The organism is Priestia sp. ST2 (genome assembly GCF_055810735.1).
This window is the reverse complement of the sequence record NZ_JBVVNT010000021.1, coordinates 1-11,368: the sequence shown is the minus strand read 5'-3', so window position 1 is coordinate 11,368 and position 11,368 is coordinate 1. Positions and strand designations below refer to the sequence as shown.

Annotated in this window: 13 protein-coding genes and 2 pseudogenes; 6 read left to right on the top strand and 9 right to left on the bottom strand. The window is 34.0% G+C overall.

What is annotated here, in order from left to right; all coding sequences use genetic code 11:
* Window positions 1–333: hypothetical protein (locus tag AC0KUU_RS29730; protein WP_473454033.1), on the top strand; the 333-nt coding region annotated here is incomplete at its 5' end.
* A gap of 213 nt (window positions 334–546) precedes the next feature.
* Here the strand turns inward: AC0KUU_RS29730 and AC0KUU_RS29725 are convergent.
* Window positions 547–1,548 carry a DUF3231 family protein gene (locus tag AC0KUU_RS29725; protein WP_043980899.1) on the bottom strand — a complete coding sequence of 334 codons (1,002 nt, stop codon included), beginning with the start codon at window positions 1,546–1,548 and terminating at the stop codon, window positions 547–549.
* A 283-nt stretch (window positions 1,549–1,831) separates the two neighbouring features.
* Between AC0KUU_RS29725 and AC0KUU_RS29720 the strand changes: the two genes are divergently transcribed.
* On the top strand, window positions 1,832–2,848 hold the full coding sequence (locus tag AC0KUU_RS29720) for a DUF3231 family protein (protein ID WP_322552717.1): 1,017 nt from the start codon (window positions 1,832–1,834) through the stop codon (window positions 2,846–2,848).
* A 222-nt stretch (window positions 2,849–3,070) separates the two neighbouring features.
* The gene (locus tag AC0KUU_RS29715) at window positions 3,071–3,274 is read left to right on the top strand and encodes a hypothetical protein (protein ID WP_322552718.1); all 204 of its coding nucleotides are present in this window, start codon (window positions 3,071–3,073) and stop codon (window positions 3,272–3,274) included.
* A 20-nt stretch (window positions 3,275–3,294) separates the two neighbouring features.
* Here the strand turns inward: AC0KUU_RS29715 and AC0KUU_RS29710 are convergent, their stop codons facing one another.
* A complete protein-coding gene (locus AC0KUU_RS29710; protein ID WP_322552719.1) occupies window positions 3,295–3,693 on the bottom strand; it encodes a hypothetical protein in 399 nt (132 codons plus the stop codon).
* A 522-nt stretch (window positions 3,694–4,215) separates the two neighbouring features.
* Between AC0KUU_RS29710 and AC0KUU_RS29705 the strand changes: the two genes are divergently transcribed.
* The gene (locus tag AC0KUU_RS29705) at window positions 4,216–4,398 is read left to right on the top strand and encodes a hypothetical protein (protein ID WP_075420184.1); all 183 of its coding nucleotides are present in this window, start codon (window positions 4,216–4,218) and stop codon (window positions 4,396–4,398) included.
* A gap of 355 nt (window positions 4,399–4,753) precedes the next feature.
* Here AC0KUU_RS29705 and AC0KUU_RS29700 read toward each other — a convergent pair whose 3' ends face one another.
* A complete protein-coding gene (locus tag AC0KUU_RS29700) occupies window positions 4,754–5,335 on the bottom strand; it encodes a type 1 glutamine amidotransferase family protein (protein WP_322552720.1) in 582 nt (193 codons plus the stop codon).
* Between the two features lie 466 nt (window positions 5,336–5,801).
* Between AC0KUU_RS29700 and AC0KUU_RS29695 the strand changes: the two genes are divergently transcribed.
* A complete protein-coding gene (locus tag AC0KUU_RS29695; RefSeq protein WP_179866295.1) occupies window positions 5,802–5,942 on the top strand; it encodes a hypothetical protein in 141 nt (46 codons plus the stop codon).
* Window positions 5,943–6,210: 268 nt separating this feature from the next.
* Here the strand turns inward: AC0KUU_RS29695 and AC0KUU_RS29690 are convergent, their stop codons facing one another.
* Complete coding sequence (locus AC0KUU_RS29690; RefSeq protein ID WP_043981754.1) at window positions 6,211–6,651, bottom strand: YaiI/YqxD family protein; 441 nt, start codon at window positions 6,649–6,651, stop codon at window positions 6,211–6,213.
* 747 nt (window positions 6,652–7,398) lie between these two features.
* Here AC0KUU_RS29690 and AC0KUU_RS29685 point away from each other — a divergent pair.
* Complete coding sequence (locus AC0KUU_RS29685; protein WP_322552721.1) at window positions 7,399–7,887, top strand: CBO0543 family protein; 489 nt, start codon at window positions 7,399–7,401, stop codon at window positions 7,885–7,887.
* 58 nt (window positions 7,888–7,945) lie between these two features.
* Here the strand turns inward: AC0KUU_RS29685 and AC0KUU_RS29680 are convergent, their stop codons facing one another.
* The 5 genes and pseudogenes from AC0KUU_RS29680 to AC0KUU_RS29660 all read right to left on the bottom strand — a co-directional run.
* Window positions 7,946–8,092, bottom strand: a complete 147-nt coding sequence (locus tag AC0KUU_RS29680) for a hypothetical protein (RefSeq protein WP_473454029.1) — start codon at window positions 8,090–8,092, stop codon at window positions 7,946–7,948.
* A gap of 37 nt (window positions 8,093–8,129) precedes the next feature.
* Window positions 8,130–8,690, bottom strand: a complete 561-nt coding sequence (locus AC0KUU_RS29675; protein WP_322552722.1) for a L,D-transpeptidase — start codon at window positions 8,688–8,690, stop codon at window positions 8,130–8,132.
* A gap of 458 nt (window positions 8,691–9,148) precedes the next feature.
* Window positions 9,149–9,814, bottom strand: a complete 666-nt coding sequence (locus tag AC0KUU_RS29670) for a restriction endonuclease (protein ID WP_322552723.1) — start codon at window positions 9,812–9,814, stop codon at window positions 9,149–9,151.
* A pseudogene (locus AC0KUU_RS29665) lies at window positions 9,807–10,761 on the bottom strand (toprim domain-containing protein). Before AC0KUU_RS29665 ends, AC0KUU_RS29670 begins: the two are co-directional and overlap by 8 nt.
* A gap of 219 nt (window positions 10,762–10,980) precedes the next feature.
* Window positions 10,981–11,368, bottom strand: a pseudogene (locus AC0KUU_RS29660) (hypothetical protein); the annotation flags it as partial.

Here is an 11,368-nt window from a genome sequence, read left to right as displayed (position 1 = left end):
AGGGAAGAAGAAACGAATGCCTATTTGAGCACATTTCAATCTGTCGTTAGGCTCGCAAAACATACAGGCCATGTTCTTGTTATAACAGGGATACTCCTTGTTATGTGTGGTCCATGGACGTGGACCACTCCGTGGATTATAATGACACTGATTTTCCTCTTTTGCTCATTGTTCTTTCTGGCCCGTGCATTTTCCCCCACTCTTCGAAAGTACAAGGAGGAAGGGCATAATAAAAAAGAACTGGCAACTAAACTAAAGCGATCTATTTGGATTTACATCATTCTATTAATGACTATGCTTTGGTTTATGGTCGGTAAGCCGACCTTTTGGTAAAATATATAAATATATCCATTTGTCGTCACTAAGAGTAAACAGTTAAACTGATTACTTTTATGAAATAACCTACTATTTACTTAATATAACAGACATTATTGAACCCAGCATGCTAAAAAGCCCTTTCATCAAGGGCTTTTTGAAGCATTTTTATATAACGAATTTTTAGAGTGTTATTCAACATTCTCAAATAGAATCTTCTTATTAATTAACTTACTTTCCTTTTAAAGCCTTTCTATTTGGTGCTTGAGGAGGTTGTTCTAGCCATTCCCGGTTGACCATAATATTAAAGCCCTTTCCAGCATAAATTAATATTTCTCCAATTAATTTACTGTAATAAGTAGCTAAATCTGTCCTCATGGATAAAGATAAAGCATGTCCAATAAGTGTCACATCAATGGAATTTAAAAAATGAAAAAGCGCAACAATAAGCTTGTCGGAAAAAGGAGAAACGGTTGAATTTGTTACTTCTATACTAACAGGAACTGTACCAAGAAGTTCTTCTTCCTTTAAAAGGTCATTCAAGAAATTGATTTGTTTTTCTGATATATCCATTCCATCTTCTATATAATCTTTAATTTCCTTGTCCTTAATCACTTGTAATAAGCCCATACAGAGTAGTACCGAGAAATAGTTACGCTCAATATTGAAGAACATTTCAGTAAGTTCAACAGCATTTAAAGGTCTTTTTTTTCCTATGGCTGCTACTATATAAGATTGTTTTTTTATATATTCAACTTTCTCAGGATAGGTAATCATAGGTGGTCGATCGTAAATTCCTTTAGATAACATTAGAGTAGTGGATTCTGCATAGAGCTCTGTAGCTTGATTCAAAGCCTGAGTGAAGAAATCAAGAACATCTGCCCGAGCAACAGTAGAAGTAGCAAACCCTAGGTTAACCATTGACATGCGACTCATTGAGTAGACAAAACTCAGAGCAAAAAGGTCATAAAAAAGGGGCGGCGCTGACAAATTAATATCTTTGTCCGTAAACCCATCTGGTAAAGGGATATTCTCCTCAGAAAAAATATCCTTAATTTGCTTTAGATGTGATTGAGAGATAAGTAAAGATTTTTGTAAAATAGGCTTTATTTCGTTGTCTTGTAGGTGATGAAGAAAATATTTCAACAAACAAGTAGACATTGTTTCTTGTATATAAACTCCCCATAAACCACCAATTTCAGGACTTGATAATCTTACATTATGCTTAGCCATTAAAGCCTCCTAATTATATGTATTTATCTTGATTATGTCATTTATCTTTCTAATTTATTCTTTTTTTAATTCCCCTAAAAAAAACAGCCTATATCAGCTTTTATTTACCATAATGTACCTTATCGGAAACTATAGAAGTGAAAAAATATACTTGTTTCAATATACTTGGAACAACGACAAGTAATTTGAATCAGATTATATATATTCATAAAAGGCATAAAAATAGCAGTTTTCTGCAAATGATATAGTGACAACCTAAAATATCAAGTGGAGGAAACTGCTCATGACTGAACATAACACAAAGCTTACGTCAGCTGAAATAGCCTGCACGTGGACTGGCTATATGAATGATAGTATGTCCAAATGTATACTTGGTTATTTCTTAAAACATATTGAAGATAAAGAAATTAAATCGATTGTTCAAATAGCTTATGATCTTTCAGCTGTTCATGTAGAAAAACTTCGTGCTTTATTTCAAAGAGAAGAAATTCCTCTTCCTATAGGATTTACAAATGAACACGATGTGAATAAGGATACTGGCCGTCTGTACACCGATACCTTTATTCTTACATACGTTAATCACATGGCAAAAATAGGGATGCTAGCATTTAGTGGGTTTCTATCCATGAGTGCTCGAAAAGATATACGATTATATTTTAAAGAGGGGCTTCAAGAGGCCTCCAATTTATATGATGAAAGTTCGGATATCGCCCTTTCAAAAGGGTTATTTGTTCGAGCTCCTTATATTGCTTACCCTACTCAACCAGATACTGTAGACAGCAAAAGCTATCTTAGTGGCTTTTCGTTTTTTAGCAAAGAACGTCCTTTGAATGCCATTGAAATATCGCATTTATATATGAACATTCAAACCAACATCATCGGCAGTAAGCTAGCTCTTAGCTTTGCTCAGACATCTCAACGCGAAAAAATTCAACAATGGATGTTAAGAGGGGCTGAAATCTCGGAAAAACATGTGCAGATCTTTGGCAAAGCCCTCCTAGATAATCATATTCAGCCACCGGTTCCACATGATATTGCAATTAGTGACTTAACCACACCTGTCTTCTCTGATCGACTAGCGATGTTTCATATGAGCTTTTTGAGCGCAGCAGGAACAGGTAACTATGCGACTGCAGCAGCTGCAAGTCAACGAAGTGACCTCGTTATCAATTATGAAAGGCTATCACTTGAAATCGGTCAATATGCGAAAGATGGAGCTGATATCATGATCCATCATAAATGGCTTGAACAACCACCTGGAACACAAGACAAAGAACAACTAGCTAAGAAAAAAGAATAATCTTATATTTTTAGAACAAACTACTCAATAAGCTGTAACTTTTAGATCCTTCAATAAAATAAATGTAGCAGAAAAAACTCCCCAGATGGCAGGGAGTTTTTTCTGTTTTTACGCTTTATATGATATACAAACATAGTTATCATAATCAACATTATCGGAAGAAATAAACATTAACTGGATTGTTATGGTAAAATTAGATAAAAACTATATCTAGGAGTAAATATGAAAATAGATGACAAGAAAAAACAAATTCAACAAAAATATAAAGAAGAACTTGAGAATAAAAGAGAATCTAAAGGTTATTCAAAAAAGTTGCTCATTTTTGCTGTAGTTGTTGTTATCTTTTTTGTTTTTAGTTACTACTTTGGTATAAGACCTTTTCCAGAAAAAGAAGAGCATAAAATTTTAAAGCGAATAGATAGCTAAATAAAAACCAGCCATAAAGCTTATGGCTGGTTTTTATTTTTTAACGTAATCTCTTCTTTTTGATCATTCCATTTTAAAATTATTATAGGTTTATCTGATTTCAATGTTTCTCTATTGACTATTGCGTTTGTTTTTTCTTTAAATTTTCCTTCTTTATCTAGCTCTATAATGGAAACACCCCATTGGCCGTTTGGTGCTTCTAATTTAAAACTGAACTCTCCGACTGATTTCTTATCTTTGCCTGTATAAGTTAATTCAATAGTCTTTGGTTCACCTTTATCTTTGTCTGATATTGGCTTTACAGTCTCTTTTACTGTCCAGTTGTCGCTTTTACCTGTAAAAACTAAAGGCTCCTTAGCTTTACTTTGGCAGCCACACATTAGAAACAATATGAAAGCAATAAAAAATATCTTTTTCATCTTTTTCCCCCTAAATTTAAAACCTTTTTATTCCATTTTATCAAATATACGTATGGGAAACATTATGTATATCGCATGCAAAGCTAGTTTACATAACCACTCTTTCCGGTACACATACCAAAAAAGAACCCTTGTCGCAGAACGGTTCTGCCGAGGGTTCTTTTTCCGGAGTATGCAGATTTTTATACGTCCTTGATATGAAAGCATTTACTCGATACCCAAGTGGGAGGAGGATGTATAAAAAGTGCACATTTCATATATATGTTAACCCTACAAAAAATTGACTATATGTGAAAAATGTGATGAAAATAGCTTATTCTATGCATCAAATATGTATGAGATCTACTAAAAGCAGCCGAAATAATCAAGGTTGCTCTTTTTTCGCCTAAAATCGTGTTGCTAGCGAATTCATATGCAAAATTAAAAGTCTTTTCGTGAGTAGTTAGTTGTATTAGTAATTTCCTCATACTACCTCTTATTTTCTTCAACACAAATCAAATAATACGTTTAGGAGGTGTTTTTATGCCAGAACACGGTTTCAATGAAACACATGATAATAACAATCATAGCAATAGTTATGATACAAACGGTGGAAGTATCCAACCAGTAGATGTACCCCAATCTGTCGGAAATAAAATTCCTGCTGAAAACGATGGAATAACTGGAAAAGTAAATGCAAACCTCGGATACCATCCAAAAAAATAGCACGAAAAAACCGCCCTACAAAAGTAAGGCGGTTCTCCGATAAGCTTTATCTTACAAAACTAAAATCATGTAGAATCTTTATATTTTGGAAATTATACCATTTAACAAAAAAAAGAGCAATCCTAAAGTTACTCTTTTTCTCAGCAAAAACTAACACAAAATGTGTGCATTGGTGCTCAAGGAGTGTTCAATAAAGTATAGAAAAGGGCACCTTTCTATCGCGAAAAGTGCCCTTACTCCAAGATAACATGTGCGTGCAAATTAATTATAGCATGATATTTCTTTGAAAATTAATACATATTATAAGATTAAACTACTCAAGATACTGAGAAGTACCTCCACTCTAGAATCTCATTTACCTTTTAATAAAACCAATCTTAAATAAATCGTACCACTCTTCTAATTCTTTACCTTTTAGAACATCTAATTTTTCTAAAATATCTCTCGAAAATTCTAATGCACCACTTCCATTAGCAGTAATTAGGCAGCCATCACTAACAGATTGTGCTTCTATATAGTTTTCGTCACCTCGATAATTAGGTGCTCCTTCTTTTAAATAAGGTAATGAATTTCCTGTATGTTTATTTTGATCAAGAAACCCATAATTGCCTAAAAAGGTAGTTGCATCACAAATCGCTGCAACAGGAATATTATGTTCAAAACAAAAACTCACAAGCTTCTTTACCTGATGATTTTTCTCTTCTCTCCATCCAGTTCCCCCAGGAATAATTAACATAACAAACTCCAATTTAGAAGAAAAGTCGTGTAAGCTGTAATCTGGAAGAACAGTCAATCCTCCCATTGAAACCTTAGGATTATTATCAATCGCAATTGTTTGAACTTGAAATCCTGTGCCGAGTTTATTTAACTCAGCTGTCACATAACTGGCTTCCCAATCAGCAAAACCATCTGTAATAAAGACCAACACTTTTTTCATCCATATGTCCTCCCTAATTCTTGATTAGAAATATAGCCAAGTACATTACTAATCTCCTAACTTAATTTACCATATTTTACGTATTCCATAAAATAGAAAATTATATCGTTTGTAAAAGTATACTTTTGCGGACTTTTATTTGATTTTAGTCCAATACTTTAACATATACAGTCTCTTTCTAATTATTTAATTTTTTAGCTACTTATAAGAATTTTTCATGTTGTCCCTAATACTGCTACAAAAACAGAATATTCAATTATTTTAATTTATTCCGTAAGCGATTACATATATAATGAAAATAAGGTTGGATAGCAAGCTTGGCTATCATTGTATATGGCGTAGGCGGGGCCAAAGTACAAGATGAAAATAGCTTATCATATAAAATATTTTGTTAATTTGTATGTATAAGAGATTGCTAGTTGGACAATAATAAAAAATAGGAACTTGCATAAAGGAGGTCAAACTATTGAGCGAATATAAACAGGTTTTCTCTACATTTATTAATGAAGAACGATTTGATTTACATTCATATCTTACTTATTTATTTATCAATGAATGTCAGGAAGATGTAGTAAATCAGTTAGAACAGAAACATGTAAACCAATAAATTTATAAATAGGAAAAAGGAAAGGGTAAATAATAATGAATGGAAAAATCGTGTAGGTGACTTTATCTTTCTGAGCAGAAGGAATAGGTCGCCTATTGGTACTTCTACTTAAGTATTTAATACACTAAATTCAATGTTAAATCTTTTGGAAGATTAAAGGGCTTATAACGGAAGTACTTTATTAGTTACTTAAGCTAACGAGGCAGGTTAGTTTAATATTTGGACAATTTATTTTTCTAGGGTTTTCTTGAAAATGGATGGTTCTTTTTTAACGTGAAATTGCTCTTTTAAAAAGCCCCTTAAATCTCTCTCTATCTTCGGGTGTAAATGGTTTTGGCCCCTTTGTACGCTTTCCGCTTTTTCGCGCCATTGCACTCAGATAACGTGTTTGTAATAATTGGTCAATGTTTTCATTTGTATAGCTAGATCCATTATGGTGAAGTACCGCACACCCTTTTGCTAAACCTAGCGAAGCAAGACCATAATCTTGCGTAACGATTATATCTCCTTTTTCTACTAACCCCATAATCCGATAATCCGCAGCATCTGCTCCAGAATCAACATAAATGGTTTCCACTCCTGATGGTTGTTCCACATTAGAAAAATGAGAAAAGCTAGTAACAAGGATAACAGGAATTTTAGCATTCGTACCTTCAGAGATAATGATATCTTTTACCGGACAAGCATCTGCATCAACATAAATTTTCATCTTTACCTCTCCCCGTAAATAAGTTTGAGTTGATGATAATGGAAGATTTAGCCTTTGTCAAACGATAAAGATATTTTACCTAAAACTATTAAAAAACAGTTGTTGTATTAAAGCGCGTGTTTGATGCTCTCTTTTTTAAAAGGAGAAGCTAATTTGATCTCACGTAACCTTTTAAAGTATGAAAAAGATGTTACTATCACTTATGAAACCCATAATAATAATGATGTGGTTTCTATTTATTAGGAGTGTGATGATATTTGTTTTTAATTGATTTATGTGAACGTTGTAATGTTGAGGAAATAATAACTCAAATAGATCCTTTTTCTACAATAGATGTAAATACTAAAGTATCTATAACAAAAATAATTTATCATTTACTTAAATGAATTAAAGAGTTTTTAATTTAGTATAAATGTTATTGCATATCCTAAATGTTTACGAAAAAATAAGGTATGAAACAATAAATACATAAAAGAAAGAATTAGCCTACCTTAATAAGGCTATCTCTTGGTGCGGAAAATGCCTAATTCGGGGTAAAAACTCCTAAAGCCATTATCATAAGTACTAGCTTTTTCTTCAATGGACAACACTCCTATTCAGTTTTTTAATACCGAACGAATGTAACAATTTGAGAAAAATTTTAATGGTTTATTTTGTTACATTTGCATGACATATGAAAAACTGTTGCATCGTAAATCATAGAACAGCTAATACTAATTTTACGACTAGGAAAGGAGATGAAACTATATGAAAAGTAAAAAATTAGAAAGACAATTTCTAAAGTGTATAACCGTCATATTTTTAGGTAGCTTACCCTTCGTTTTAAAGAAAACCCCTGTCAAAGACTCACTGTTGGTCTTGTTTATGAATGGATATACAAATGCTATCGTTGACAGATTTCTAGTTAATCGTCAAATACTTCAATACCCTATACGCTTTATACCTAAAGAGTTTAAATCGAATGTTTTATTTGATTTCTTATGTTTACCAACTGTTTCTTTATGGCTTTATCATTTAACAAAAAATGATAATCCTTTTAAAATTGTATACAAGATTGTACTTACCATCAGTTCATTGTTTTTAGTTGAGTTATGGGCAGAAAAATATACGAAATTAATCAAGTGGCAAAAAGGATGGAAATGGTATTACAGCCTTATTAGCCTTAATGTAAGAGCTTTATTTAGTCGTTTAGTAATTGCAATTATTAACATTATACAAAAGAAACAAGAGGGTTGATCTATGCTCCTACTAAAAAAAGTGATCTTGTATCTCCCTCTTGTTTTATAGGTGGAGACTAAACTGGTTCTGCTTCTTCAAAGGTGAACAAATTTAATTGTTCAGTCTCGAATGAATTACCGGACGTTTCCCAACCAGTTAATGCACCGAACAGACCTTCATTTTCCCATCTTGTTAAGTTACCCCCAATAGATACTTCACTCACAGGAGCATGAGAAGAACCTGGGAATGCTACTCAGGTATTAGTTGTTTTTCATTTTATAACCTTTGAATTTATAACCATATACGCCCGTAAGATCAACAAAGCTCTTATAGGAATAAGTAATCGCAACAGGCGTACCTACTTGAACTTTATCATAAAGCTTTTCAATATCTGCATTATGCATTCTCACGCATCCTTGACTCACGTACTTTCCAATGCTGCTTTCATTTTTGTTGCCATGAATACCGTATGTATCACCATACGTACCGTTAGCATTTAACCCTAACCAACGTTTTCCTAACGGATTGCGAGGATCGCCCCCAGGAATATGTCCCGTATAGTAAGGTCGGTTTTTAATTTTGTTTACCACTTTAAAAAAGCCAACAGGTGTTTTATCCCATGTTTCCCCTGTTACTACTGGATCAACGATTTCAATATAGCCATTATGAAAATACGCAAGCTTGTTGTAATACTTGTTAATAATAATCAAATCTTGATTCGCTGGCTTACTTGCTGCTTCTGTTTTCCCCTGATTTACTCCACATAATGCGACCATTATTAATGTAAGAACGGTCATCGATTTCATAAAGATGTTTTTCATGAAAATATCTCTCCTCTTTTTTATATGTTTATATGAAATGAAAAAAGCACCTTCCAAATGGAAAGATGCTTATCGTAACGATTATTTAATAAATAAAGAGGTCAACTTTGCATTACAACAAATTGACCTCTTTTTATCTTTATTTTCTTTCCCTTAATAGACGGTTATTCTGAGAAATAATCACACTGCTAAAAACAATGGTAGCAACCATACCCAAAATAGAGAAGAACAGTAGTGCCACAAAATTATTATTTGAACGCATAGACGACCTCCATTATTTGTGAATTATTAATATTATTTGAAACCTCCCTGTTTTTATTCTCTATTAGGCACTATTTCAGTTCTACTCCTTGCAGAGAAACGTTCTCTGATGAAATTAACTTTTGTTTTGCGTATAACTAACTGCTCATTCGATGCAAATTTCAGCACCTATTTAGAGCAAGAAAAAACAGACCTTACTACACTGAAGGTCTGCTTTTACTTACTTCTTTATTAATTTTTTCCGTATGACGACAAGAAGGGAAAGAGGAACAGCCAAAAAAGCGAGTGCCATTCCCATCTCGTACGACTAGATCCTGCCCACACTTTGGACATTTACGAGGTTCTGGTGTGATATTTTCAAAGATTTCCCGTGCCTTAAAAACGGGATTTACTTCGTTAATAAACTTTTGAAGATCCGCCGGATCCAATAAAATCACATCACATGCAGCTGCAAGCTCTTTTGCTTGTTTCGTGAAATAACTATTGGTCACAACCCGTGCTTGATTCGCTTTATAATACGCTTTTGCCCCATACACTTTTTGTACAGCTGAAATACTGACCCGATTTTTAATTCCATATCGTTTAGCTTGAATGACAATCTTTTCTTTGCCTTTCATCACTAAATCAGCACCAAAGTCACCAGACTTTTTGGTTACTTGGGGTTTATATCCTAGCTGTTGGAAAAAGGCCTGCAAATAAATTTCAAACTGATAACCATCCATTTTATCAATATAGGGCATACCCGATGGGGCTAACTCTTTCATATACCTTCGTTCACGAAGGACACGGTAAGCAAATCGAGAAAGTTTCACTAAAATCACGATAAGAAAGAGGTAAAATATACCTTGAAACACTTTATCCATTCATTGAAAGCTCCTGTTCAGTTTGTTTATTCAGGAGACGTGATGCCACAGGTTGAACGCTTTTTCCATTCTTCTTTAATTCTTCGTTCCAGTCTTTCGCTCCCTTTGGAATATCTGTTCTTATTAAATCAGCATTAACGATTTGGTTCATTTTGTAAATAAATTCTTTTCCACCTTGATCATTATCGACTGCCAACACCATTTCTTTAATGCTTAAGCCTTCTCTTCGAGCTTCGATATAAGACTGAGAAACGGTTTTAGGCTTTAATCCATTCATACTAATGAGTCGTGTGTTTTGTAGGCTATTCTCCTGAATACTCCAATAAGAAAGCAAATCAATTGGACTTTCAAAAAAATGAATCTTATTTGGGCGACCAACATCAATGGAAAAGCCTGTGTGTGGGTTATCGTTCGGCAAGACTTGTTTAAAGGAACCACGCTTATTCTTTATAAAAGCTGTGCCTTGCCGATCCGCCCCGATTACCTTCCCTCTACCTCCATGTTCACGCCATTTAAACACAACATTGCTCCGTTTGTCCTGGGCGATTAAATCTTTTTGAAGGAGCCAGTCAACTAATCGAGGATCTATTTTACGTTCTTTTATGAGATAATCTTTTACTTTGCTCTGATCCTTTACTTCTAACTCTTTTGGATAGCGAAAAGGCCCTTTTGATGGTGAAACCGACGGTTGCTCATGCGACTGAGAAAGCTCTTTATAATCGCCTTTGTTGATATCTAATACGGCTTGCGGAAACGACATCCCATAAATACATTCGAGCGAAACTGATCGCTCCATATCCTGTTTCATTCCGGCTGTTCCAAGCGTCCATATTTCCTTTGATAAATAAGCTATCATGTTCCGTATGACGATAGTACTTTCCTTCTTTTACAAAGGTTTCGCCTTTGGCTTCCAGATACGACAACAAATCAACATCTCGTGCTTTCATGATTTCCCTCTCATTGACGTGTTTTCGTTCTCCCACCTAATCTCTCCTTCTCTTTCGCCCTATGAAAAAAGAGGGCTTTTCAGCCCTCTCATCCCATTGAAACTTTTGCCATTTTCATCGTTCCATTTCTTGTGTCTCGTTTCTTTTTTTTGAAGAAAATGCTCCATTATTCCGTGCAAAAAACTTTGTAAATCCATTTTGTGATTTCTCTTCTTTTTTCTACTTGTCGTGAACCTTTTTCTCTGTGTCCAAAGCTTTTTCAAGCTTCGTTAACTTCTCACGTTGAGAATCAGTCAAATTCAGCTCTTTTAATTCCTGCAGCACTTCTTTTTTCAATTTGTACACCTTATAAAAGGAATGCTTTTGTTCAAACTCCTTCATTTTGGCCAAACGCTGTTCTTTCTCTTGAGGTGTTTCCTTCTTGATCTGCTTTTCGACAGGAGCTTTTTCTGCTTCAGCTTCTTTTTTCGCTTCTTTAGAAGAATCTTTTTCATCTGATATGCCTAATTGGGCTAACAAGCTTTGTTTAAATAGCTGCTTATACTGTGTTTCTTCACTAGGCTGCTGCATAACTTCTAGTACTTCTTGTTTGTAATCTTCTTGATAT

Bases quoted from the DNA above. Each gene is read 5' to 3' on its own strand.
- AC0KUU_RS29685 (WP_322552721.1), top strand. From the start codon at position 7,399: ATGAAAAGTAAAAAATTAGAAAGACAATTTCTAAAGTGTATAACCGTC.
- AC0KUU_RS29690 (WP_043981754.1), bottom strand. From the start codon at position 6,651: ATGAAAATTTATGTTGATGCAGATGCTTGTCCGGTAAAAGATATCATT.
- AC0KUU_RS29715 (WP_322552718.1), top strand. From the start codon at position 3,071: ATGAAAATAGATGACAAGAAAAAACAAATTCAACAAAAATATAAAGAA.
- AC0KUU_RS29700 (WP_322552720.1), bottom strand. From the start codon at position 5,335: ATGAAAAAAGTGTTGGTCTTTATTACAGATGGTTTTGCTGATTGGGAA.
- AC0KUU_RS29720 (WP_322552717.1), top strand. From the start codon at position 1,832: ATGACTGAACATAACACAAAGCTTACGTCAGCTGAAATAGCCTGCACG.
- AC0KUU_RS29670 (WP_322552723.1), bottom strand. From the start codon at position 9,814: ATGGATAAAGTGTTTCAAGGTATATTTTACCTCTTTCTTATCGTGATT.
- AC0KUU_RS29675 (WP_322552722.1), bottom strand. From the start codon at position 8,690: ATGAAAAACATCTTTATGAAATCGATGACCGTTCTTACATTAATAATG.
- AC0KUU_RS29705 (WP_075420184.1), top strand. From the start codon at position 4,216: ATGCCAGAACACGGTTTCAATGAAACACATGATAATAACAATCATAGC.
- AC0KUU_RS29710 (WP_322552719.1), bottom strand. From the start codon at position 3,693: ATGAAAAAGATATTTTTTATTGCTTTCATATTGTTTCTAATGTGTGGC.
- AC0KUU_RS29725 (WP_043980899.1), bottom strand. From the start codon at position 1,548: ATGGCTAAGCATAATGTAAGATTATCAAGTCCTGAAATTGGTGGTTTA.